Raw genomic sequence first — 23823 nt, forward strand, 5'->3', positions numbered from 1 at the left:
ATCGCATGCCTTCACTTTCGCCCTCCCGCGACCGGTTACTCAACCGGTTACCCCATTGAATTTCTTCAAGGAGGCCCCCTTGCAAGAGCACCCGCTGCAGCGCGAATTCCCGCTGCTCGCTCGCATGGAGGCGCCGGCCGTCGTGCCGGTGGAACTCATGCGCACCGTGAAGACGTATCGCCAGGCCTGCCGTCTGGCGTGGCAGCTGCGCCGCGTGCGCAACCTGACTTTCCGCCAACTGGCCGCCGAGGCCGGACTGGTCTACCAGCACGTTGGCGACTACTTCAACGAAGACGACAGGCCGATGCGCCGCGACCTGCCCGGTGATGCAGTGCAGGCGATCGAGGCGGTGCTGGGCAACACGGCGATCTCGCAGTGGCACGCCGGCCGCGCGCAGCTCACTGTGCTTGAAGAGATGCAGGCCACTCGGCGGGCCGCCGCATGAAGCTCGCCGACCGCCTCATTGCGCGCATCACGCGCCGTACACCCGACGTCGTCATCGGCGGCCACGACCGGCCGTACCTGCGCCGCTGGTGGGTGATCCCGCGCAACCGCTTCGTCAACGTATACCTGCACGAGTTCCTGCGCAGCGATGACGACCGGGCGCTGCACGACCACCCGTGGGCCAACTGCAGCGTGCTGCTGCGCGGCAGCTACGTCGAGCACACCATCGCCGCGGGCGGCATCGAGCACCGGCAGCAGCTGCACGCCGGCGCCATTCGGTTGCGCTTGACCGGCCGCCTGGCGCACCGCGTCGAGCTCGCCGATGGGCCGTGCTGGACACTGTTCATCACCGGGCCGCGGTACCGGGCTTGGGGCTTCCACTGCCCGCAGAAGGGCTGGGTGCACTGGGAGAAGTTCACCGACCCCAACGACTTTGGCGCCGTGGGCAGGGGGTGCGATCAATGACCCCCGTCGAGATCCGCCACTTCCACCTCTTCGCCGGCCTGGGCGGCGGTGCGAAGGGCTTCAACCGCGCACAGCCACGCGTCGGCAACCTGCAGGCGCGCTTTCGCTGCATCGGTGGCATCGATGTCGACCCGGCGGCGATGCGCGACTTCCACCGCCTGGCCGGCGTGCCCGGCACCGTGCTGGACCTGTTCGACCGCGATCAGTACCGGGCCTTCCACGACGCTGAGCCGCCGGTCGACTGGCAGGAAGCCACCACCGCCGACATCCACCGCGCGGCCGGCCACGAGCGGCCGCACATCGTGTTCCTGTCGGCACCGTGCAAGGGCTTCTCCGGCCTGCTCAGCGAGACGCGCTCGCGCACCGACAAGTACCAGGCGCTGAACCGCCTCACGCTGCGCGGTGTGTGGCTCATGCTCGAGGCCTGGAAGGACGATGCGCCCGAGCTGATCGTCTTCGAGAACGTGCCGCGCATCGCCACCCGTGGGCGGCACCTGTTGGACCAGATCGTCGACCTGCTGCGCGCCTACGGCTACGCGGTGGCCGAAACCACGCACGACTGCGGCGAGCTGGGCGGCCTGGCCCAGAGCCGCAAGCGCTTCCTGCTGGTGGCCCGCCACATAGAGAAGGTGGCGCCGTTCCTGTACGAGCCCGAGCGCCGGCCGCTGCAGGCTGTCGGCTCGGTGCTGGGCCGCATGCCGCTGCCGGGTGACCTGCGCGCCGGTCCTATGCACCGCGTGCCCCAGCTGCAGTGGAAGACGTGGGTCCGGCTCGCCTTCGTCGAGGCCGGCACCGACTGGCGCAGCCTCAACCGGCTGGCAGTGGAGGGCGGCCAGCTGCGCGACTACCTGCTGGTGCCCGAGATGCACCGCGGCGGCTACGGCGTGCGGGCGTGGGACGAGCCGACTGGCGTGGTGGCCAGCGAGAGCCGGCCCAGCAACGGCGCGTTCTCGGTCGCGGATCCGCGCATCGCTGAGCACCCGCGGTTCTCGCATGCCGGCTTCCGGGTGCTGCAGTGGGATCAGACCGCCGGCACCGTCACCGGTGGCGCCAACGCGCCGGGATCGAGCGCGCAGCAGGTGGCCGACCCTCGGCACAACGGCCCGGCCAAGCACTCCAACGAGTTCCGTGTCGTGCGCTGGGAGCGCGAGGCCTGCGCCGTCACCGGCGCGCACGGCACCGGCCAGTGCGTGGCCGATCCGCGCAGCACGTCGACCTTCGCCGGCAAGGGCAAGTACATCGTGACGCCTTTCGATGAACCGGCCAACACGGTGATCGCAGCCAGCACGACCGGCAATGGCGCCTTCGCGGTGGCCGACCCGCGGCCAGGCCTGCAGCGCGACGCCGGGGACGCCTACCTGACCGGCGGGCACTACGGCGTGGTGCCGTGGGACCAGCCGAGCGGCGCCGTCAGCGCGGCCGCCGGCCACGACAACGGCCGCTGGTCGGTGGCCGATCCCCGCATGCCGCGCGCCGACGAGAAGCTGGTGGTGGTGATCCGCGCTGAGGACGGCACCTGGCACCGACCGTTCACCACCTTCGAGCTGGGCGCGCTGCAGTCGCTGGTCGACCCCGAGGAGCAGCTCGAGCTCGATGGCCTCAGCGACAGCGCCTGGCGCGAACGCATCGGCAACGCGGTGCCGCCGCATGCAGCCGAGGCGATCGCGCACGTCATGGGCACCACGCTGCTGCTCGCCTGGAGCGGCGAGACCTTTGTCCTCAGCGCGCAGCCGATCTGGGTGCGGCCGATCGCGCTGGCAGCGGCGCTGGGGCAGGTGGCCGTATGAAGCAGTCCACCTTCTTCGACGGCGGCCAGCGCCTGCAGATGACCGAGAGCATCGAGCTCACCATGGAGTCGCTGCAGGCCTACGGCCCAGACCACCCGCACTGGGGCATCGCCTGGTCGGGCGGCAAGGACAGCTCGGCCACGCTGACCATGATCTGCTGGCTGATCGACACCGGCCGCATCAAGGCGCCGCAGACGCTGACCGTCTTCTACGCCGACACCCGGCAAGAGCTGCCGCCGCTGGCCATCGCGGCCGCCCAAATCATGGACGAGCTGCGGGAGCGCGGCATCCAGGTCGAGGTGGTCACCGCGCCGATGGACAAGCGCTTCATGGTCTACATCCTCGGCCGCGGCGTGCCGCCGCCGAACAACAACACGCTGCGCTGGTGCACGCGCCAGATCAAGATCGACCCGATGGAGCAGGCGCTGCGCGAGCGCCTCGAGCAGCTCGACGGCCAGGTGCTGATGATCACCGGCGTGCGGCAGGGCGAGAGCGCCATCCGCGACCGCCGCATCGAGATGTCGTGCAGCAAGGACGGCGCCGAGTGCGGCCAGGGCTGGTACCAGCAGGTCCTGCCGAGCGCCAAGGGCCTGCGCGGCCGACTGGCTACGCTGGCGCCGCTGCTGCACTGGCGGGTGTGCCACGTGTGGGAGTGGCTGAAGCACTGGGCGCCGCAGGCCGACTTCGGCGACTGGTCCACGGCCATGATCGCCGACGCCTACGGCGGCGACGAGGCGGAAGAGATCAACGCGCGCACCGGCTGCATCGGCTGCCCGCTGGCTCAGGAAGAGAAGGCGCTGGAGACGGTGCTGGCCCTGCCGCACTGGACGTACCTGGCGCCGCTGCGCGGGCTGAAGCCGCTGTGGCGGGAGCTGCGCGAGCCGCAGCACCGCCTGAAGAAGGCTGGCCTGGAGCGGCTGAAGGACGGGTCGATCGCCAAGAACCCCCAGCGCATGGGCCCGCTTACGCTGGAGGCGCGTTCCATGGCGCTGGACCGCGTGCTCGGCATCCAGGGCGCCTGCAACGCCGCTGCAATCGCGCAGGGAAGGCCGCAGATCTCGCTGATCAATGTCGAGGAGGAGGCCCGCATCCGCGAGCTGATCGCTGCCGAGACTTGGCCCGAGGGTTGGGACGGCGACGAGCCGACGGCCGACACCGTGATGGCCACCGTCTACCAGAACGGCGCTGTGCAGCCGCTGCTCTTCAGCGAGGCCGACGCATGACGATCGCCAGGCCGGTGATGCGGTACCACGGCGGCAAGTTCAGGCTGGCGCCGTGGATCGCCTCGTTCTTCCCTCGGCACGCGATCTACGTGGAGCCGTTCGGCGGCGCCGCGTCGGTGCTGCTGCACAAGCAGCGCGTTCGCTGCGAGGTCTACAACGACGTGAACGACGAGATCGTCAACGTCTTCCGTGTGCTGCGCGACCCAGCGCAGGCTGCCCGACTCGCGCGCGCCGTCGAGCTCACGCCTTTCGCGCGAGCCGAGTTCGAACTGGCCGACGAGCCCAGCGACGACCCCATCGAGCAGGCCCGCCGCACCATCTGCCGGGCCTTCATGGGGTTCGGCAGCGGCGCGGCCTTCTCGAAGCATGCGACCGGCTTCCGCACCGGTGTGCGTGGCGAGCGAAACCAATCCGCCGCAGCAGACCTGCTCTCCTGGCCAGCCGAGGTGCCGGCGTTCGTTGAGCGGCTGCGCGGCGTGACCATCGAGTCGCGCGATGCCCTGTACCTCATGGCCAGGACGGACCGGCCTGACGCGCTGTTCTATGTGGATCCGCCGTATCCGCACAGCACCCGCGGCAGCGCCAGCGGCGTGCGCCAAAAGTACGCCCAAGAGCTGACCGACGACGACCACCGCCGCCTCGCCGATGTGCTGCAGGACCTGGAGGGGATGGTCGTCCTGTCGGGCTACCCCTGCGACCTCTACGACCGCGAGCTCTTCGCCGGCTGGGAGCGACACGAGCGCGTCGCCCTGGCCGACGGCGCCCGCAAGCGGACCGAAGTCGTCTGGCTCAACCCGGTCTGTAGCGCCGCGCTGGCCAGCGGCCGCGGTGGCCTGTTTCCCGAGGCAGCGTGACCCTGAAAGCTACCGAGATGAAAGACGCGCTCCCTGATCCGCTGGTGCCCGCTGAGGTCGATCTAACCGGCTACGGGTTCCTGCCGCTGCAGCACCAGCGCGTGATGCAGTCCACGTTGTTCGCGAAGTCCACCGGCGACGAGTTCAAGGCGGCGTTCGCGCTGTGGTGCGCCAGCTGGGCTGAGAAGCCGGCCGGCAGTCTGCCCAACGACGAAGAGATGCTGGAGTACCTGTCCCGCGCCAAAGCCTGGAAGAAGGTGCGGGTGCGCGCGATGCACGGCTGGCTGCTCTGCTCGGACGGCCGGCTTTACCACCCGGTACTGGCGCCACTTGCCATCGATGCCTGGGCGCGGCGTGAGGAGTTTCGCGAGGTGAAGGAAAACCAGCAGACGCGCCAGGACCGCTGGCGTCAGCGGGTAAAGGACCTGTCGCAGCAGCTGCGCGACCTCGGCTGCACGCCGCCGCGCAACGCCAACCTGCACACGCTGGAGACGATGCTGCGAGACGCCCAAGCGTCTCGACGAGACGGTGCAGAGACGTCTACACGAGACGCTGCTGAGATGGCTTTGACAGGGACAGAGACAGGGACAGAGACAGTAAAGACAAAGGCCCGCTCTCCTGCACAGGCTGCTGCGCGGGCCCCGGGCGACGACCCTGAGACCGTTGGGCACACCCCGACCCCGGCCGGCGCCGTGTGCAGAGCCCTCCGTGCAGCAGGCGTCGCGTCGACGAACCCGAGCCACCCGACGCTCGCGACGCTTCTGGCTGCTGGCGCCACCGTCGAGGAGTTCGTCGATGCGGTGCCCAGCGCCCGGGACAAGAACGACCCGTTTGCCTACGTGCTGAAGGTCGTCGCGGGCCGCCGGGCCGACGCCAAGCAGCTCGCCGGGCAGCTCCACCGCGGCGCCTTGCCGCAACGCCTTACCGCCGGCCAGCAGGCTGCAGCCGATCGCATCGCTGCAGCCGTGCCAGGCCTGGCCGCTCAACCGGCTGCGCCCGCAGCCTCAGCACCACTCACGGAGGTCTTCGATGTCTCTGCCCGCCGTCTGGGTTGACCAAATTTTCGAGCAGCTCACGCTGCGCTATGGCCACGACTTTCTGCGCCGGTGGGAGGGCATGAACATGGCGGCCGTAAAGGCCGACTGGGCCCGCACGCTGGGCGGCCTCGACGCCAACCCGGACGCCCTGCTGTACGGCCTCGAGCACCTGCCGGAGCGCGAGGCGCCCACCGCCGGCCAGTTCCGCGCCCTGTGCAACACGGCGCTGCGGGAAGAGCGGCAGCAGGCGCTGCCGATGCCCAAGCCCAAGCCCGACCAGGCCCGCAACGCCGCACAGCAGCTGCGTCGCATCGGCCGCGGCCCGGCCAACCCGCTGCAGTGGGCGATCGACCTGCAGGCCCAGGAAAAGGCCGGCAGGCCGTTGACGGAAGCCCAGCGCAGCGCCTGGCGCGAGGCGCTGCAGGAGCGCACTGCGGTGCAGGAGGCGGTCAGCGTGGCCAGCATCATCCCGCGCCATGCGCTGCCGCCGCAGATGCAGGCCGACCTCGAGGCGATGGAGCGTCCGGCGTGAGCGCGACACCTCGCACCGGCCGCAGCCTGACGCTGAAAGCCATCCACGACCGCTGCCAGCAGGATGGCGACTGCCTGCTGTGGACGCAGGCGGTCAACGGCGGCACCGGCTCCCCCTACGCTTGGCACGAGGGCAAGACCGTCAACGTGCGGCGTTTGGCCTACGCGCTCAGCGGCAAGCGAATCGCCCCCGGCCGCGTGGTGGCTGTGACCTGCAGCAACCCGGCCTGCCTGGAGCCGAAGCACCTGTCGCCGCTAACGCGCCGGCAGCTGATCGACCAGCTGCGCGTCAAGGGCGTGTTTAACCGTCCCGAGAACAACGCCAAGCGCATCGCCGGCGCCCGCGCCGCAGGCAAGCTGTCGATGGAGATCGCCCGGAGCATCCGCGCATGCGACACGCCGGCGCGCGTACTGGCCGCCCAGTACGGCGTGCACCACCGCGTGATCTACGACATCCGCAACAACACCCTGTGGCGCGAGACGCCACTGCAGCAGGCGAGCGTGTTCGCCCTCGCCACAGCGCCGAACCCGTCGCGGCGGAAGGCGGAGTTGCCGGCGTGATCGTGTTCATCGTCCCAGGCCAGCCGCAGGGCAAGGGCCGCCCGAAGATCGTCAAGATCGGCGGCTTCAGCCGCATGGCCACGCCGCAAAAGACTGTCTTCTACGAAAACCTGGTGGCGCACGCCGCCGGCAAGGCGATGGCCGCGGCCAGGCAGCAGTTGCTCGAAGGCCCGCTCGAGGTGGTGATGGCGATCGACTGCCAGGTGCCGGCGAGCTGGAGCGGGAAGAAGCAACGCATGGCCCTGGCCGGCGAGCTGCATCCCACCACGAAGCCCGACATTGACAACGTCGTGAAGGCGATCTTCGACGGCTGCAACGGCGTGGTGTGGAAGGACGACGTGCAGGTGATCGACGTGGCGGTGCGCAAGCGCTACACGGCCGCGCCGCGCGTGCAGATCTGGGTGCAGACCGCAGTGGAGCCGGTGGAGCAGGGCGAGCTGGTCGCAGCGCCTGCAGCAGTCGAGGCAGTCGCATGAGCGCATGCCACGACTGCACCAAGGCGGCAGCGACCTGGCACTGGGGCGGCACGCGCCTCGGCTGTCGCGGCTGCGAGATCCGCGACCTGGCCACGATGCCGAAAAAACGCCGCGACGAAGCGCTCGATGCCGCCGCCGTGCAGGACCTGGAGGCCGCCCGGGCGCTGCGCCGCGAGGTGAGGGCGGAGTTCGACCGCATCCAGGCGCTGAAAGCGGGCATGGCGCCGAAGGGCCCGGCCACGTGACGGTGCTGATGAAGCCTGTCGGCCCGGGCAACTGGACCTCGATGACGTTGAGCTACGACGGGCGCCACACCGCGCCGTTGCTCTGGAAGGTCGGCGAGCGCGTGCAGCTCGGCGGCGTGGTGTGGCGTGTTTGCAGGATTACCTCATGACGTTTGAAGACCGCTACGCCTCAGCCGTCCGCAGCAGCAACCTCCGCGGCAAGTCCGACGTGCAGGGCGCCGTGGACGTGCTCGGCGCCGCGGGGCTGGCTGCGAAGCGCACGCCGCTGGGCATGGCGCTGGAGCGGCTGTTCGTCGGCGACAACGCCGCCGCTGGCGAGATCGTGAACATCCTGGCCGGCATGCTGGTGGGCAAGGCCTGGCATGGCGACCGCATCGAGTTGCCGCGCACCGAGGCCGCCGACATGGCGCGCGCGGTGCTGGCCTGGCACCGCGATGGCGTGTGCAAGCCCTGCGGCGGCCACGGCGTGCTGGTGATGCGGGGCACGCCGACGCTGGGAGATCAGCGCTGCACTGCCTGCCGCGGTACCGGTCGACTGCTGTTCGACCGCTTCTTCAGCATGGAGCGGCTGCACCTTGCGCGCTGGCTGGTGGCCGAGATGGAGCGCGAGATGAACGTGGCCGGTCCGGCGGCCATGGCCGCTCTGAGGCCAAAGCTCGACATTGCATAGCGATCCGCAGGCCGCGGCTTGGGCGGGCGTCCTTGGCTCCTATCAGACGCCATGGGACCCCGCAAACGCAGTATTCACCACGAAATTTTCAGAAACATGCGGTGACTTTCAGTTACTCTCCGGCCGCCTTGGAACGCCTGTAGGCAAAAGACTACACACCGGAGTACTCATGAATCGCTTCAACCCGGCCGCACTGCGTAGCGCGGCGGCCCTCATAGCCGCAACAGTTCTCCTTGGAGGCTGTGCTACGGCTTCCAAGGACATCGCTACAGCGTACGTGTCGCCCCTGCAGTTCCAAGGGTACGACTGCAGCCAACTGACGGCCGAGTCCGTCCGAGTCCACCAACGGGTGACGCAGCTGGGCGGACGGCTCGATCAGGCTGCGCAGAATGACAAAGCAATAGTGGGTGTCGGCGCCATCTTGTTCTGGCCTGCCCTGTTCGCACTTGGAGGAACAAAGGAACAGGAAGCCGAGTACGCCCGGCTGAAGGGTGAGCACGAAGCAATCGCGCAGACCGCGATCGTCAAGAAGTGTGAGGGAACGGCCGGAGTTCAACAGGTCAATGCACCTGCTGGTACGGCGTCGGCTCCGCAAGCGATTCCCGCAGCCTTGCCTATCGCAACTCCCGCGCCGGCCGCGCCGGCTTCGGCCGTGCTTTAGAGCAACGAACTACTGCCATGAAATTCTTCGTCATTGCTTTGTCCGTGTCAGTCTTAGCTGGCTGCGCTACCCCCGCACGCGTCGACCAGATGGCCGTTGGCGGCCCGGCAGGACAGTCACGACCGATGCCTGAAGCTCTCAAGACGAACATCGCAGTTCGGGACGTCACCGGCGGGAAAGAAACCAATCCCATGTGGGTCTCCAACGTCAGCAGTAGTGATTTCGAGCGGGCGCTGGAGACGTCTCTGCGGAATGGTGGCCTGCTTGCTGCAAATCGGCAGTCTGGTCGCTATCTGCTGACAGCACACATGGAGAAGCTCGAGCAGCCGTTGATGGGGTTCAGCATGACTGTGACTGCCACAGTCCGCTATGTTCTGCATGAGCGTGCAACTGGCAAAGCCGTGTATGAACAGTCGCTCAGCACGCCCTACACAGCTGGCGCAACGGATGCGTTCCTTGGTGCGGAACGGCTGAAGTTGGCGAACGAAGGAGCCATTCGCAACAGCATAGGGAAGCTGATGGAAGAGGTCCAGCGTCTGGACGTCACCGCTGTCAGTCTGCGTTGATAGATCGGACGATGAACGTGTGTCCCGCACAGCGGTGTTCCTGCCCGCCCGTGTACACTCCGCGCCCATCCGCGGATGCGGACCAACGCTGACCCCTGTCAGCGGAGCCGTCCCCGCATCACGAGCAAGCCCGCCCTGTGCGGGCTTTGTTGATTCGGGGCCTCTTCCTCGCTTCGGCCACCTCAGACCGCCAGGTCGCCGGCCTAAGGGGATACCCCGCAGCAGGTGGGATCAACAGCTGCAGCCGATGACGTGGTGACGACCGCGCCTGCCTCCGTGGGCGAACGCGGCGGGCGTCGGCAACCTGGACAGCACGATGACGAAAGGCCGACTTCAGACGCTGGCGCCGAGGCTGGCCAAGCTGCAGCCACGGCTGCAACTCGCCCAGCCAGTAGAGCAGCAGCGCACCCGCGGTCGCAGGTGGACCGAGATCCGGGAGCGCATCCTGCGGCGTGACCCGCTGTGCGTGCCCTGCCAGGCGAAGGGCGTGGTGCAGGCCTCCGAGCAGGTGGACCACCGCATCCCGCTAGAGCAGGGCGGCACCGACGACGACGCCAACCTGCAGGGCATCTGCAAGGCTTGCCACGTAGAGAAGACGGCGGGCGAGCAGCGCCGGCGGTTCGGGCACGCAGTCCCATAGCCGTCGGTTTCCTTTACACCGGACGTCGTAAGCGCTCGTAAGTGCCTGTCGCGTCGTGCGGTACGAAGTTTGCGTCGGCGCCCGCTCTTTTCATGGGGACCTCATGCACTTCTGGAAGCAAATCGCCTGTCTAGCCATAGGCTGGATGTTCATCGCTCATGCTTTCGCTGGAGAAGCGAAGCAGTACAGCATCACGTTCGACGTCACAAGCGTCTCACGCTCACCTCAAATCGACTGCGGTAGGTTCGAGAGCTTCACGTTCCCCGGCCTGCGCACGACGTTCTACCCGCATTGGGGCTGCATCAACGAAGGGGACACGTACACGGGCAGCTTCAGCATCGATAGCGACGCCCTGCAGACCGACGGCATCGGCGTCCTGCCTTCGACCAAGGATCTACGGATCAATTTTGGGCGGCTGATTCTTGGCGGCTCGCCGCCGAACACGGACTACTTCCACTTTCCCGTTGGAGTTCGCTCCCCCTGCCTGCCTTCAATGATGTCGTACTGCTTGCGCTATGAGGCGAAAGATCAAGAGATCGTGGACTTGATTGGCGGTATCTACGTCATTGGTGGCAGCACGGTCACGATCGACTTTGATGGGCAAGGCGGCTTCTTCGGAGGCAGCTATGGTCAAACGTTCTACGGCGATGTGGCCATCACACCGGTGCCTGAGCCTGCCGCCTTCTTGCTTGCGTTGCTCGGACTTCCTGCCATCTGCGCGGCGGCTCGACGCCGCGCTTGAGCGGCGAGCGCTTTTGCGCGTTGGAAGGCCGTGCGCCTTTCGACCGATAGCGCGGTTCTGACCTAGGCGCCTGCGGCCTAGTAGGGGCCTCCGCGCCGCGCTCTGGACCCGCGCCGCCCAGCCTGCGGCTCCTGGGGGTGGGTCAGATCCTCAGGGGGTTGGGGGCGGTAACCACGCTGTCCCTCACGCGTAGGTTTTTTCGTGCCGTCAGGAATTTCGGGCCAGGAACCGTTTCATGCCGATTAAGTCGTCCAAACCCCGCGGCAGGCCGGCCTACAAGCCGACGGCCGCAGCTCGCCGCACGGTGTCCGTGGCCGCGGGCGGCGGGATGAAGCACGAGGAGATCGCGCTGGCGCTGGGCATCGGCACCGACACGCTGCGCAAGTACTTCGAGCCCGAGCTGTCGGTGGGCGCCAACCTGCGCCGCATGGAGGTGCTACAGGGCCTGTACCAGGCGGCAAAGCGCGGTTCAACTGCCGCGGCGAAGGCCTATCTGGCGGTCGAGCCGCAGGTGGCCGTGCCGCCGGCGCCGCCGGCCGAGGCGGGCACCAGCGAGGCGGCGCCGGGGAAGAAGCTGGGCAAGAAGGAGCAGCAGCAGGCCGACGCGGTGACGGCTGGGCAAGGGACCGGCTGGGATGACCTGCTGCGGCGCACGCCCGCACCGCCGTCCGTCCAGTGACCTGGGACCTCTCCTGCCCGGACTGGGCAGACCGGCTGCGGGCCGGGCGATCGCTCGTGCCTGACCTGCCACTGGACCTGGTCGAGGGCAACCGCGCGGTGGCCATCTTCAACCGGCTGCGCCTGGCCGACGTGCCCGGCACGCCGGCGATGGCCGAGGCCGGTGGCGACTGGTTCCGCGACATCGTGCGGGCGCTGTTCGGTTCGCTCGACCCGGTGACCAAGGCCCGGATGATCCGGGAGCTGTTCCTGCTGGTGCCGAAGAAGAACAGCAAGACGACGAACGGCGCGCTGCTGATGCTGACGGCGCTGCTGATGAACGAGCGCCCGAGGGCGCCGTTCCTGCTGACGGCGCCGTTCCAGAAGACGGCCGACGAGGCCTTCTCGGCCATCGCCGGCGCGATCGCGCTGGACCCGGTGCTGGAAGCGAAGCTGCACGTGCGCGATCACCTGAAGACCATCGTGCACCGGGAGACGAAGGCGAAGCTGGAGATCCTGACGTTCGACCCCGCGGTGGTCACCGGCAAGAAGGTGGTCGGCGCGCTGATCGACGAGCTGCATGTGCTGGGTCGCATGGCCCGGGCCGACAAGGCGATGCTGCAGCTGCGCGGCGGTATGCAGCCGTTTCCCGAGGCGTTCCTGACCATCATCACCACGCAGAGCGACGAGGCGCCCGTGGGAGTGTTCCGCGACGACCTGATCAAGGCGCGCGAGGTGCGCGACGGCAAGCGCCAGAGCGCGGTGCTTCCGGTCCTGTACGAGTTCCCCGAGGAGATGCAGCGGGACCCTGAGAAGCCGTGGCGCGATCCGGTGAACTGGCCGCTCGTTACGCCGAACGTCGGCCGTTCCATCTCGATCGACCGGCTGATCGCCGACTGCGCCGATGAGGAGCCGAAGGGCGAGGGCGCACTGCGCACCTGGGCGTCGCAGCACCTGAACATCGAGATCGGCATGGCCATGGCCGCCTCGGGCTGGGCCGGTGCGCTGTTCTGGGAGCAATGCGCAGACGCTGCTCTCGTGCCGCTGGCCGAGGTGCTGCGGCGCTGCGAGGTGGTGACGGTGGGCATCGACGGCGGCGGCCTGGACGACTTGCTGGGCGTGTGCGTGCTGGGCCGGGAGACCGGCAGCGGCCGGTGGCTGGCTTGGTGCAAGGCCTGGGCGCACAAGGTGGTGCTGGAGCGGCGCAAGAGCGAGGCCTCGCGCTTCGAGCAGTTCGCGAAGGACGGCGACCTGGTCTTCGTGGAGAACGTGGGCGACGACGTCGAGCAGGTGGCCGACGTGGTCGAGGAGTGCGAGAAGGCCGGCGTGCTGCACCAGGTGGGCGTGGACCCCGAGGGCATCGGCGCTGTGGTCGACGCGATCGTCGATCGCAAGGTCGAGCAGGGCCGCATCGTGGCGGTGTCGCAGGGCTGGAAGCTGATGGGCCCGATCAAGACCACCGAGCGGCGCCTGGCCGCCAACACGCTGCGCCACGCCGGCCGGCCGCTGATGGCCTGGTGCGTGGGCAACGCAAAGCCCGAGCCGCGCGGCAACGCGATCCTGGTGACGAAGCAGACGGCCGGCACGGCCAAGATCGATCCGCTGATGGCGCTGTTCACCGCAGTGGCGCTGCTGTCGCTGAACCCGGCCGCGCGCCGGACCAAACCGAACGTCAGGTGGCTATGAGCATCTTCGCCCGGGCCCGCGCGGCCATGTCAGCCCTGCTGGTCGGCCCCGCGCGGCCGTCGCCAGGCAGCACCTTCCGCCACGTGCGCGTGGCCAACGCTGGCGTGCACGTCACTCACGAGACCGCCTTCATGGTGTCGGCGGTATGGGCCTGCATCGACGCCATCGCCTCGGCGCTGGCCTCCAGCGACTGGAACGTGTACGCCGGCGTGCGCGGATCCGAGAAGAACAAGGAGGCGCTGCCCGAGGACGCACTGCACCGCATCCTCAACTCGCGCGCCAACGGCGACATGACGGCCCAGTCGGCCAAGCGCGCGCTGGCGATCGCGGCCGTCGGCTTCGGCAACGGCTACGCCGAGATCCAGTGGGACCTGGCGGGCCGGTGCGTCGGGCTGTGGCCGATCTCGCCTGACCGCGTGACGCCGATGCGCGACGAACGCGGCATGTTCTACCGGGTGTTGCAGGACAGCGCCGGTGCCAGCGTCGACCTGGACCCGGTTGACGTGTTTCACATCCGCGGCGCCGGGCTTACGGGCTTGGTGGGCGACGACCCGATCGGCCGGGCGATCCAGAGCATCGCCATGTCGGTGGCGCTGGACCAGTTCGGCGCCGCCTACTTCGGCAACGGCGCCCAGCTGGGCGGCCTGATCAAGACGAAGAGCAACCTCGACGACGCCGAGTTCGATCGGCTGCAGAAGCAGTTCAACGCCAAGCACGCCGGCTCACGCAATGCCTTCAAGGTCGGCATCCTGGAAGGCGACATGGACTTCCAGCAGCTGACCACCGACGCCGAGGACGCGCAGCTCGTCGACGCGCGCAACCAGCAGGTCGAGGAGATCTGCCGCTGGTTCCGCGTGCCGCCGCACAAGGTGGCGCACCTGCTGCGCGCGACGAACAACAACATCGAGCACCAGGGCCTGGAGTTCAGCCGCGACACGCTGCGGCCGTGGGTGAAGGAGATCGAGCAGGAGGCCGACTTCAAGCTGATCAGCCCCCGCGGCCCGCGCAAGTTCGTCGAGATCGATCTGGACTGGGCCAGCGAAGGCGACTTCAAGAGCCGCATCGAAGGCTTCGCCGCCGGCATCGCCTCGGGCATCTACTCGGTGAACGTGGTGCTGCGCAAGCTCGGCGAGAACACCATCGGGCCGGCCGGCGACATCCGCATGGTGCAGGGCGCCATGATCCCGCTGGACCGCGTGGGCGATGCGTACTCCGCCAAGCAAGCAGCGGCCGCGGCGCCCGCACCGTCACCTGTACCAGCGCCAGCCCCTGAGCCGGCACCCGCGCCTGCAGCGGCCAAGCGTGCGCCGGCGCGGCCGGGCGACCTGCACCGCACGAAGGCGCTGATCGAAGCCTACGAGCGCATCCAGGCCCGCCGCGAGGGCGAAGCAGAAGAAGCCGAGGCCTTCGCCGCCAAGCAGATCGACATGCTGGCGCGCTTCCTGGGCGATCACGAGGCCGCGGCGCGTACCTGGGCGGCCGAGGTCCTGGGCGGCGCCGACCCGGCGTTCGCTGCATCAATGGCAATGGCTGCGGCCGTGGAGACGACGACATGAAGTTCTGGGCAAAAGCGGCCAGCCAGAAGGCCGAGCTGTACATCTACGACGCCATCGGCCAGGACTACTTCGGCGACGGCATCAGCGCCAAGTCGGTCAACGACGCGCTGAAGGAATTCAAGCCTGGCGTGGCGCTCGACGTGTTCGTCAACAGCCCGGGCGGCAACGTGTTCGACGGCGTGGCCATCTACAACCAGCTGGTGCGCTGGGGTGGCAAGAAGACGGTGCACATCGATGGCCTGGCCGCCAGCATCGCCAGCGTCATCGCCATGGCCGGCGACGAGATCCGCATCGCTGAGAACGGCCTGATGATGATCCACAAGGCCTGGGGCATCTGCGCCGGCAACGACGACGACATGCTGAAGTACGCCGCCTCGCTGAAGAAGGTGAGCGACACCATCGCGACCACCTACGTCAGCCGCACCAAGGGCGACGCCAAGAAGATCGAAGGCTGGATGGCGGCCGAGACCTGGATGAACGCAGACGAGGCCGTCGAGCGCGGCTTCGCCGACGTGAAGACCGGCAGCAAGGCCGTGAAGGCCGAGTTCGCCATGCTGGCCAAGTTCACCAACGTGCCCGAGCAGCTGAAGCGCCAGGCACGACTGCCCGCCACGATGTGCGCACGCATGGACATGCGCACCAAGCACCTGACACGCCGGCCCGCCGGCGCCACCGCGTAACGGCCAGCCGGACGCGCGATTCCCCAGCCGCCTTCGGGCGGCTTTTTCGTTTCTGAGTCAGTCGAAAGGACCACCATGACTCGCAAGAACCAACTGGCCGTCTCCGCCATCGCTGTCGCGCTGGCCTTCGGCTTTTCGTCGGCCGCCGCCATCGTGTGCGCCGACACCGTCACCATCGAATCGCTGCAGGACCGCCTGCTCGAACTGAAGGACCAGGCCAACAACATCCAGTCCCGGGCCGACGCGGAGGCGCGCGACCTCACCGAGGACGAGCAGCGCGAGGTCGAAGGCATCTTCGCCCAGTTCGAGGCGACCGAAGCCGACATCGAGCGCCGCCAGCGCCTGGACCAGATCAACAACAAGATGGCGACCCCGCAGCCGCGGCGCACGACGCCCGAACCGCTGGCCACCGACGAAGGCGAGGGCGCCGGCAACCAGCCGGCCGCGCGCCAGCGCCAGGCCAGCACGCCGGCGCGCGTGTTTGCCACGCCGCGGCAGACCGATACCGGCAAGTGGGGCTTCCGCAGCTTCGCCGAGTTCACCAACGCCGTGCTCAAGAGCTCTGGCAAGGGCGCGCAGCTGGACCCGCGGCTGGTGGCCAACGCCGCGCCCACCAGCTACGGCTCGGAGGGCGTCGGTGCCGACGGCGGCTTCGCGGTGCCGCCCGACTTCCGCACCACCATCATGACGAAGGTGATGGGCGAGGACTCGCTGCTGACCCTGGCCGACCAGCAGGTCAGCTCGGGCAACAGCATCACCTTCCCGGCCGACGAGACCACGCCGTGGCAGACCTCCGGTGGCATCCAGGCCTACTGGGAATCCGAGGGCGGCCTGAAGCAGCAGTCGAAGCCTGCGCTGGTCGAAAAGACCGTGAAGCTGAACAAGATCATCGCGCTCGTGCCGATGACCGACGAGCTGCTCGAAGACGCGCCGGCCATGGCCAGCTACGTCAACCGCAAGGCGCCGGAGAAGATCAACTTCAAGATCAACGACGCCATCATCAACGGCACCGGCGTGGGCATGCCCCTGGGCATCCTGAAGTCGCCGGGCACCGTGGTGGTGGCGAAGGAATCCGGCCAGGCCGCCGACAGCGTGGTCTACCAGAACATCACCAAGCTCTGGAGCTCGCTGACCCCTTCGGCCCGCCGCAACGCGCGTTGGCTGATGAACGCGGACGTCGAGCAGCAGCTGATGAACATGCAGTTCCCGGGCACCGGCACCGCCGTGCCGGCGTACATGCCGCCGGGCGGCCTGTCGGCTGCACCGTACGGCACGCTGCTGGGCCGGCCGATCTTCTACAGCGAGGCCATGCCGGCGCTGGGAGACCAGGGCGACATCGTGTTCGGTGACCTGACGAACTACTTGGCCGGCGTGAAGACGGGCGGCATCAAGAACGACGTGTCGATCCACCTGTGGTTCGACTACGACTTGACCGCCTTCCGCTTCGTACTGCGTGTCGGCGGCCAGCCGTGGTGGAACGCGCCGATCGAAGGCGCGCAGCCGGGTTCCAGCGCCCGCGGCTTCTTCGCCACCCTCGGCCCGCGTGCCTGATCGCTGACGGCTACCTGCAGGGGCCGGCGGCCCCTGCGTCCCCTCTCCGGTAACGCAAGGAATCACCACCATGTCCAGCACCACCTCCCTGCCCAGCGAGCGCATGGCGATCGCGGGCGTCATCTCGCCCGGCTCGCTCAACGTGGGCGCCAACAACAGCAACTGGATCGACCTGGCGCTGTATACGCAGCTGCTGGGCGTCATCGCCACCGGTGTGCTCGGCACCGGCGCCACCGTCGATGCGAAGTGGCAGCTCGCCGACGACGCGGCCGGCGCCAACACGGTCGACTCGACCCAGAACACGCTGACGCAGATCCTGAAGGCCAGCGGCGACAACAAGCAGGCGCTGATGAACTTCGACATCGGCCGCAGCAAGCCCTTCACGAAGCGCTTCGCGCGCCTGGTGCTGACCGTGGGCGGCGCGGCCTCGGCGGCCTCGGCCACGATCCTCGGCGTGCCGCGCCACCAGCCGGCCACCGACTTCGACCTCGCGTCGGTCGTGCAGATCGTCTGAACGGCGAGCGCGCCACGACCTGATCCACGGGGCCTGCGGGCCCCGTTCTTCATCCCGCACAAGGAACCGCGATGACCACGAAGACGATCACCATGAAGTCCGACGAGACCGGTGCGGAGGGCGAAGAGCTCCTGGCCGGCGAGACCTACTCGATGGCCGCCGGTTCAGCCGACCACTGGCTGAAGCGAGACAAGGCCACGCTGGTGTCCGACGACACCAAGAACCCCACCTCGAAGCGCGTGGCGCCGCCGCGTGCCGAGAAGGTGGACGCCAAGGCCGCGGCCGCCGCGGAAGCCGAAGCGAAGGCGAAGGCTGAAGCCGATGCCAAGGCGGCGAAGAAGCAGGCCGACGCCGACAAGGCCCGGGCGGCGAACACCGCCGCCGCGGCCGACAAGTCGAAGGCCGCCGTCCAGACGCCGGCCGACGGTGGAGCCACGGCGGGCAAGCCCACCGAGCAGAAGTAAGTCGTGAACATCGTCGTCGTCACGCCGCCGGCGGTTGAGCCGGTGACGACGCAGGAGGCGTTCACGCACCTGCGCGTCGACGCCGACCCCGACGCGATTGAGCAGCACGTCGACTACGCCACGATTCAGGGCTACGTGGCCACGGCGCGCGAGCAGTGCGAGAAGTACCTGCGCCGTGCCATCGTCCAGCAGACGCTGCGCATGACGCTGAGCGGCTGGGGCAGGGACGCCTGCAGCTGGCGGCCCTATTCGGCGGGCTTCGAGCTGCGCCGGCCGCCGTTCCTGTCGGTGGTTTCGGTCACCTACCGCGACCTGGCCAACGTACAGCAGACCGTCCAGCCGGCCGAGTACTTCGTCACGGAGGACCTGGTGCCGCGACTGGTGTTCACCACCGGCTTCGCGGCGCCGACTGTCTACCCGCGCGACGACGCCATCGCGGTGACGTATGTCGCTGGCTACCCGCCGGGTCTGTCGGATCCGCAGGCGCCCGACCTGCGCGCCAACGTGCCGCAAAGCATCAAGTCGGCGGTGCTCCTGGGCGCCGAGCTGCTCTACGACAAGCACGCGCCTGACGAACGCGCTTCGCTCGAGCGGGCCCAGACCGCGCTGCTCTCGCCCTTCCGCATCACCACCATCTGAGGGCCGACATGCCACAACTTCTCACCGCCGGCGCGTCGGTCAGCTTGCTGCTGCCGACCGGCGCCACGCTGAACCTCACGGGAACCGGCCTGGCCCACTTCAAGGAACCGGGCGAAGGGAAGGGCGAGCGCGAGTTCGTGCTGACCAGCGGCGCACAGTCCTTCGGGCCGTTCACCGCCGACGTGCGCTTCGGCCTAGTGGGCCGCGCGCCGGGGCTGACCTACGACGTCATCTCCAACAGCCCGGCCGGCGCGGCCTCGGGCCTAGTGTTCATCACTGGCGTGTCCGGACTCGGAAATGTTGCCACCGCCAACCTGGCCGCCGGCTGGACCGCCACCGGCTGGCAGTGGTACCGGACGGTCAACGGGACCACCACGGCCATCGCCGGCGCCACCAGCGCCAGCTACACCCAGCAAGCCGCCGACGTGGTGCCGGGCGTGATCATCACGCCGCGCGCCTCCGGCCTGTCGTACGCGCCGGCCGGCCTGGTGGCAGACGGTGTCGTGACGCCGACGCAGCTGGCCATCAGCGGCTCGGCCGGTGCCGCGACGGTGGGCACCGCCTACAGCGCTCAGTTCACGGCGTCCGGCGGCACGGCGCCCTACGTCTACACGGTGGCGGCCGGCTCGCTGCCAGCCGGCCTGACGCTCAACGCTAGCACCGGCCTGATCAGCGGCACGCCGACCACGGCGCAGACGCTCACCGGCATCGTGCTGCAGGTTGCAGACGCTGCTGGTGCAACTGCCTCCACCGGCGCCTTCTCGATCGCCGTCGCAGCCGCGGGCGCAGCGCTGGCCATCAGCGGCACGCCGGCCACCTCGGCCACCGTCGGCACCGCGTACAGCAGCGACTTCAACGCAAGCGGGGGCACCGCCCCGTACAGCTTCAGCCTCGTGGCCGGGACGTTGCCGGCCGGCCTGACGCTCAACGCCTCGACCGGCACCATCAGCGGCACGCCGACAACGGCCGGTACTGCCTCAGGTCTGCAGGTGCGCGTCACCGACAACGTCGGCGCCACGGCAACCGCCGCGACGTTCTCAATCAACGTGACGGCTGCCGCGGCGGTGCCGGTGAATACCGGGCTGCCCGTCATCAGCGACACCACGCCCACGGTTGGCGATGCCCTGACCACCACCAACGGCAGCTGGAACAACTCGCCCACGGGCTATGCGTACCAGTGGAAGCGCGACGGCGCCAACATCGCCGGCGCCACGAGCTCGGGCTACACGGTCGTCAACGCCGACCTCGGCGCGGCACTCACCGTCACGGTGACGGCCAGCAATGCCACGGGTTCCGCTTCGGCCACCAGCTCCGCGACGAGCGCGGTGGTAGCACCGGCGCCCGACAGCCGAGCGCGCTTCGGCGTGGGCTCCGCCACGGCAGGCGTCACGGACCCGGCTGCGCTTTTGGCCGGCATGACGGCCATGACCGGCAGCTCGAACGGCTCCAAAGTCGGCTCGTTCACGGTGGCGCCAGGCGCTGGACAGTACGGGTGGGCTGCGTTCGAGGCTGGCGCGTCCAGCGCCGGTGTCACCTTCGCCGACAGCCTCGGTACCGGCGGCTGGGCCGGGGCGTCGTCGTCCGGCAACAACTCTGCCGACGACTTGAGCAGCCCCAACACCTCCACCGTCACGGCGGTCATCGGTGGCGTCACCTGGCGCTTCTTCCGCCAAAGCTACGCCGCGGCCGGCGGCTCGTTCACCACTTCCTGATCGTCTGGAGCGACCATGCCTCAACTTACTTCGCCGCTCGCCACTCCCGCGGGCATGCCGCTGGTTGCGTCTTCGCAGCTGGGAAAGCTCACCGGAATCCCTATCCACCTGGCGAACCTGACCGCGCTCAACGCCGCGATCGCGGCTGAGGCCGCGGATCCGATCGGCTGGGCCACCGGCCAGACGTTCACGCTGGGCTCGGAGCCGGGTGTGGCCCGCACGTGGAACGGCACGCATGCGCGCACCGTGACGCTCGCGCCGGGCCGCGTGGTGACGCTGGCCGCGGGCACGAATGCAGTGCTCTTTGCCTCCGGCATCCCAGCCAGCGGCACCGGAGCCAACGGCGACGTCTCGGTGGACTGGTCCGCCGGCGTCTACTACTTGAAGGCAGCAGGGGCCTGGGGCTATGCCGGTTCGCTCGCTGGACTCACGACAGACCAGGCCGACTCTGTGATGGCTCGCGCCGGGCGTGTGGTGGCTGCGCTTGGGGACTCGCGCATCTTCCAGAACACCTCGATTGCCGGCGGCGGCACCGGCGGCGCCTACAACAACATCCAGGGGATGCTGACCTGGGCCAATGCCCTTGCTGGGCAGCGGATGGTGTTTCCCGCGGAGCACAACAAGGGCATCGCCGGCCAGACCATGCCGGAGATCCTGGCACGCATGCGAACGGACCTCGACCCGCTGAAGTTCTCGTGGCTTGTTTTCATGTGCGATCTCAACGACCTGGCCGACGACCGGTCAGCTTCGGCCATCTGCGCCGACTACGAGAAAGTCTATGCCTATGCGCGCGAGCGCGGCGCACAGGTCATTCACATTGCGCCGTACGCCCCCTACGTGGCGCTCAATGCCACCCGTTCGCAGAACCTGCTCCAGGTCCGCGACTACATCCTGCGCGTGCCCCAGCGGCTGTCGCACGTTCACACCGTCGATGCAATGAGCCTGATCGGCGATCCGACGTCCAACCCGCCGATCAGCTTCCAGAAGTGGATCATGGACTCGGGCAGCGGCGGCAGCGGCTTCCACCAGGGCGGTGGTGGCTCGCAGCTCATCGGCGAGGAGATCGCCAACATCTGGATGCGCTACGTGCCGGCGATCCCCACGCTCATCTCGTCAGCGGCGGACACCTATGCGGTTTCTTCCACCACGGCGCGACCGAACCTGTGGGACAACCCGCTGTTCCTCGGCCAAGGCGGGACCGCTGGCGCGGGCGTGATCGCTCCTGCCGCCTGGGCGACCGGTGTTGCAGTGGTCGCTGGCGACATGCGGACCAACGGTGGCAACACCTACCAGGCCACCACCTCCGGCACCACCGGCGCGACCGCCCCCGTGCACGGCAGCGGCTCCGCCTCGGACGGCACCGTCACCTGGCTGTTTCTCGGGGCCGGCACGATCCGCGTGAAGGCGCACGTCGCCGGCACGACCTTCGCTGCGGGTTCGCTCATCATCGCCAACGGCAACGCCTACGCCACCGCGCTCGGCGGTGTGACGGGCGCCACGGCGCCATCGCACACCTCGGGCGACGCTTCCGACGGCACGGTCGTGTGGACGTTCGTTGGCAGCGGCGCGCTGTCTGGGGTCGCAGACCTGCTGACTGTGCAACGCAACCAGGGGACGGGCACGGGCTACGTCTGCACGGCCGATCGGTCGGACGGTGTTGGTCGCAAGCAGGTGCTGGCGTGGACAGGGGGCAGCTCGACAGACGTTTGGCAGCTCGGCGCGACGAACTCGGTTGCCGGCCGCGTGCTGAACGGTCAGACCTTGCAGGCCGAGGGCGAGGTGGAGCTGATCAACTGCTCGGGCTTGAACGCCCCAACGCTGCGTGTGCTGACCACCACCAACGGCGAGCAGATCCAATCGCGCGACTTCAGTGCTTCCACCACGCTGCACGACGGCATTGCCAAAAACGCCAAGCTGCGGCTGAAGACGCCGGAGGTCACTCTGCCCTCCCTCGCATCGGAGCCGGTGTGGACCGCCGGTGAAGTGGTCGCTGCCGGCGCGGTGCGCCGCAACGGCGGCCGCGCGTATTCCACGGCGGCTGGCGGCACGTGCGGAGCGACGCCGCCCACGCATGCGACCGGTACGGTGTCGGATGGCGGCGTGCTGTGGGTCTACACGGTCAGCAGCTGCGCATGGCAGTTCCTGCCGACGGCCGGCGCCGCGAACTCGCGCGCCTGCCTGACCATCGGCCGCACGTCCTTCCGCCGCATCGCGTCGCCTGCGTGAAGCCGCTTTACACCGCCCGCGATCTGGACCGCCAGATCGTGCTCCAGCGCCGTGAGGTGGTGCGCACGGCCGGCGGTCGCGAGACGGTCACATGGCCGGAGCGCTGCACCGTTCGGGCCGCCCGGCGCGACGTCAGCGGCCGCGAGCAGGCCCAGGCCGGCCAGGTGGTGCCCGAAGCGATCACTCGCTGGGTGGTCCGCTTCCGCGAGGACATCGTGGTGGCCGACCGCGTGCTGTACCGCGGCCAGCAGCACGACGTGAAGCACATTGCCGAGCTGGGCCGGCGTGAGTGGCTGCAGCTGACCACCCACCTGGTGACGGGGCCCTGACCATGATCGACTTCAACTTCGAGCTCGAGGGCGACCTGTTGGCCAGCCTGGATCGCCTCGAGGCGGTGGTGGCCGAGAAGGTGGTGCGCAGCGGCGCCGCCGGCATGGCCAGCGCGATCGCCGCCGAGGTGGAGGCCAACGTGGCCAAGCTCGCCGACGGCGCGCCGGTCGTCGTCAACGGCGAGACGCACGAGCCGGGCACGCTGCAGGGCGCCATCTACTGGGCATTCGACGAGCGCGCGTCCAGCGAGCTGCGGAAGACGTATGGCGTGAGCTGGAACAAGGCCAAGGCACCGCACGGCCACCTGATCGAGTTCGGCCACTGGCGGGTCAACCGGGTCTACCGCGACGAGGATGGCCACCTGGTGGCCACGCGGGAGCGCCTCCCCGAGCCGGAGTTCGTGCCGGCCCAGCCGTTCATGCGGCCGGCCCTGGCCGCGCTGCCGCGCGCGATCCAGGCTGGCATGGAGGCCATGCGCCGGCGCTTCGCCGCGGAGGCGGGCCGGTGAGCATCGAGGACACCATCAGCCAGGCGCTTGATCCGCTGGTCGACCAGCGCGTCTACCGGGACAACGCGCGCTTCAGCACGCCGCGGCCGTACATCACCTTCCAGCAGGTGGGCGGCGAGCCGATCGACTACATGGCTGGCGCCGTACCGGATCTCGACAACGGCCGCTTCCAGATCAACGTGTGGGCCGACGACCGCGACACCGCGGCCGCGATCGGCCGCGCCGCCCGGGCCGCGCTGGTCGGCAGCACCGCCATGCGCGCCACAACCGCCAGCGGCATGGTGGCCACATGGCTCGACGGCACGGGGCTGTTCGGCACGCGGCAGGACTTCAGCATCTGGTTCCCGCCGGCATAGAGCCGGCACCGCTTCCCCCCAGCCCGCTTCGGCGGGTTTTTT

General features: G+C 68.9%; 29 protein-coding genes. All 29 read left to right on the plus strand.

All coding sequences use genetic code 11. From position 1 onward, the window contains the following. Positions 1-79: 79 nt before the first annotated feature. The 29 genes from VO99_RS05560 to gp17 all read left to right on the plus strand — a co-directional run bounded on the left by VO99_RS05560 (position 80) and on the right by gp17 (position 23781). On the plus strand, positions 80-445 hold the full coding sequence (locus tag VO99_RS05560) for a helix-turn-helix domain-containing protein (protein WP_052736102.1): 366 nt from the start codon (positions 80-82) through the stop codon (positions 443-445). After that, positions 442-909, plus strand: coding sequence for a hypothetical protein (locus tag VO99_RS05565; protein ID WP_046111800.1), 468 nt, complete (start codon positions 442-444; stop codon positions 907-909). The genes VO99_RS05560 and VO99_RS05565 overlap by 4 nt, the downstream gene beginning before the upstream one ends. After that, the gene (locus VO99_RS05570) at positions 906-2696 is read left to right on the plus strand and encodes a DNA cytosine methyltransferase (protein WP_046111801.1); all 1791 of its coding nucleotides are present in this window, start codon (positions 906-908) and stop codon (positions 2694-2696) included. Before VO99_RS05565 ends, VO99_RS05570 begins: the two co-directional genes overlap by 4 nt. Next, positions 2693-3919, plus strand: a complete 1227-nt coding sequence (locus VO99_RS05575; protein ID WP_046111802.1) for a phosphoadenosine phosphosulfate reductase domain-containing protein — start codon at positions 2693-2695, stop codon at positions 3917-3919. Before VO99_RS05570 ends, VO99_RS05575 begins: the two co-directional genes overlap by 4 nt. Next, positions 3916-4773: a DNA adenine methylase gene (locus VO99_RS05580; RefSeq protein ID WP_046111803.1), complete on the plus strand. Its 858-nt coding sequence runs from the start codon at positions 3916-3918 to the stop codon at positions 4771-4773. Before VO99_RS05575 ends, VO99_RS05580 begins: the two co-directional genes overlap by 4 nt. Before the next feature lie 17 nt (positions 4774-4790). Next, entirely contained in the window at positions 4791-5828 is a 1038-nt protein-coding gene (locus VO99_RS28610) for a DUF1376 domain-containing protein (protein ID WP_052736103.1), read from the plus strand. Beyond that, complete coding sequence (locus VO99_RS28615; RefSeq protein WP_052736104.1) at positions 5803-6342, plus strand: hypothetical protein; 540 nt, start codon at positions 5803-5805, stop codon at positions 6340-6342. The genes VO99_RS28610 and VO99_RS28615 overlap by 26 nt, the downstream gene beginning before the upstream one ends. Beyond that, positions 6339-6902 carry a hypothetical protein gene (locus tag VO99_RS31180; RefSeq protein WP_046111804.1) on the plus strand — a complete coding sequence of 188 codons (564 nt, stop codon included), beginning with the start codon at positions 6339-6341 and terminating at the stop codon, positions 6900-6902. Before VO99_RS28615 ends, VO99_RS31180 begins: the two co-directional genes overlap by 4 nt. Positions 6903-6904: 2 nt before the next feature. Then, entirely contained in the window at positions 6905-7378 is a 474-nt protein-coding gene (locus VO99_RS05600; protein ID WP_232315271.1) for a RusA family crossover junction endodeoxyribonuclease, read from the plus strand. Beyond that, positions 7375-7623, plus strand: a complete 249-nt coding sequence (locus VO99_RS05605; RefSeq protein WP_046111806.1) for a hypothetical protein — start codon at positions 7375-7377, stop codon at positions 7621-7623. The genes VO99_RS05600 and VO99_RS05605 overlap by 4 nt, the downstream gene beginning before the upstream one ends. Beyond that, positions 7620-7772: a hypothetical protein gene (locus VO99_RS30110; protein ID WP_157039446.1), complete on the plus strand. Its 153-nt coding sequence runs from the start codon at positions 7620-7622 to the stop codon at positions 7770-7772. Before VO99_RS05605 ends, VO99_RS30110 begins: the two co-directional genes overlap by 4 nt. Next, positions 7769-8293 (plus strand): hypothetical protein, encoded by a 525-nt coding sequence (locus tag VO99_RS05610; protein ID WP_046111807.1) that lies wholly within the window; start codon positions 7769-7771, stop codon positions 8291-8293. The genes VO99_RS30110 and VO99_RS05610 overlap by 4 nt, the downstream gene beginning before the upstream one ends. Before the next feature lie 169 nt (positions 8294-8462). Continuing rightward, entirely contained in the window at positions 8463-8954 is a 492-nt protein-coding gene (locus VO99_RS29375) for a hypothetical protein (RefSeq protein WP_198156876.1), read from the plus strand. 17 nt (positions 8955-8971) lie between these two features. Beyond that, positions 8972-9520, plus strand: a complete 549-nt coding sequence (locus tag VO99_RS30115) for a hypothetical protein (RefSeq protein ID WP_046111808.1) — start codon at positions 8972-8974, stop codon at positions 9518-9520. 316 nt (positions 9521-9836) lie between these two features. After that, positions 9837-10160 carry an HNH endonuclease gene (locus VO99_RS05620; protein ID WP_083440374.1) on the plus strand — a complete coding sequence of 108 codons (324 nt, stop codon included), beginning with the start codon at positions 9837-9839 and terminating at the stop codon, positions 10158-10160. Between the two features lie 103 nt (positions 10161-10263). Beyond that, positions 10264-10902: a PEP-CTERM sorting domain-containing protein gene (locus tag VO99_RS05625; protein ID WP_046111809.1), complete on the plus strand. Its 639-nt coding sequence runs from the start codon at positions 10264-10266 to the stop codon at positions 10900-10902. A gap of 235 nt (positions 10903-11137) precedes the next feature. Next, positions 11138-11581 carry a hypothetical protein gene (locus VO99_RS05630; RefSeq protein ID WP_157039447.1) on the plus strand — a complete coding sequence of 148 codons (444 nt, stop codon included), beginning with the start codon at positions 11138-11140 and terminating at the stop codon, positions 11579-11581. Between the two features lie 56 nt (positions 11582-11637). Beyond that, positions 11638-13245 (plus strand): terminase large subunit, encoded by a 1608-nt coding sequence (locus tag VO99_RS05635; protein ID WP_083440375.1) that lies wholly within the window; start codon positions 11638-11640, stop codon positions 13243-13245. Next, the gene (locus tag VO99_RS05640) at positions 13242-14801 is read left to right on the plus strand and encodes a phage portal protein (protein ID WP_052736106.1); all 1560 of its coding nucleotides are present in this window, start codon (positions 13242-13244) and stop codon (positions 14799-14801) included. Before VO99_RS05635 ends, VO99_RS05640 begins: the two co-directional genes overlap by 4 nt. Beyond that, complete coding sequence (locus tag VO99_RS05645; RefSeq protein ID WP_052736107.1) at positions 14798-15481, plus strand: head maturation protease, ClpP-related; 684 nt, start codon at positions 14798-14800, stop codon at positions 15479-15481. The genes VO99_RS05640 and VO99_RS05645 overlap by 4 nt, the downstream gene beginning before the upstream one ends. Positions 15482-15556: 75 nt before the next feature. Further along, positions 15557-17032 carry a phage major capsid protein gene (locus VO99_RS05650; protein ID WP_052736108.1) on the plus strand — a complete coding sequence of 492 codons (1476 nt, stop codon included), beginning with the start codon at positions 15557-15559 and terminating at the stop codon, positions 17030-17032. Positions 17033-17102: 70 nt separating this feature from the next. Continuing rightward, positions 17103-17546, plus strand: a complete 444-nt coding sequence (locus tag VO99_RS05655; RefSeq protein ID WP_046111813.1) for a hypothetical protein — start codon at positions 17103-17105, stop codon at positions 17544-17546. Positions 17547-17617: 71 nt separating this feature from the next. Beyond that, on the plus strand, positions 17618-18010 hold the full coding sequence (locus VO99_RS28625) for a hypothetical protein (protein WP_052736109.1): 393 nt from the start codon (positions 17618-17620) through the stop codon (positions 18008-18010). Between the two features lie 3 nt (positions 18011-18013). Next, positions 18014-18649 carry a head-tail connector protein gene (locus VO99_RS05665; RefSeq protein ID WP_046111814.1) on the plus strand — a complete coding sequence of 212 codons (636 nt, stop codon included), beginning with the start codon at positions 18014-18016 and terminating at the stop codon, positions 18647-18649. A gap of 8 nt (positions 18650-18657) precedes the next feature. Further along, positions 18658-20361: a beta strand repeat-containing protein gene (locus VO99_RS05670; RefSeq protein WP_083440376.1), complete on the plus strand. Its 1704-nt coding sequence runs from the start codon at positions 18658-18660 to the stop codon at positions 20359-20361. Between the two features lie 54 nt (positions 20362-20415). Next, entirely contained in the window at positions 20416-22587 is a 2172-nt protein-coding gene (locus tag VO99_RS30120) for an SGNH/GDSL hydrolase family protein (protein WP_046111816.1), read from the plus strand. After that, complete coding sequence (locus VO99_RS05680) at positions 22584-22916, plus strand: phage head closure protein (protein WP_046111817.1); 333 nt, start codon at positions 22584-22586, stop codon at positions 22914-22916. The genes VO99_RS30120 and VO99_RS05680 overlap by 4 nt, the downstream gene beginning before the upstream one ends. A gap of 2 nt (positions 22917-22918) precedes the next feature. Next, a complete protein-coding gene (locus VO99_RS30760; RefSeq protein WP_046111818.1) occupies positions 22919-23425 on the plus strand; it encodes a hypothetical protein in 507 nt (168 codons plus the stop codon). After that, positions 23422-23781 (plus strand): tail completion protein gp17, encoded by a 360-nt coding sequence (gene gp17, locus VO99_RS30765; RefSeq protein ID WP_046111819.1) that lies wholly within the window; start codon positions 23422-23424, stop codon positions 23779-23781. The genes VO99_RS30760 and gp17 overlap by 4 nt, the downstream gene beginning before the upstream one ends. The last annotated feature ends 42 nt before the right edge of the window (positions 23782-23823 follow it).

Source organism: Aquincola tertiaricarbonis, assembly GCF_000969605.1.
Classification (GTDB): Bacteria; Pseudomonadota; Gammaproteobacteria; order Burkholderiales; family Burkholderiaceae_C; genus Aquincola; species Aquincola tertiaricarbonis.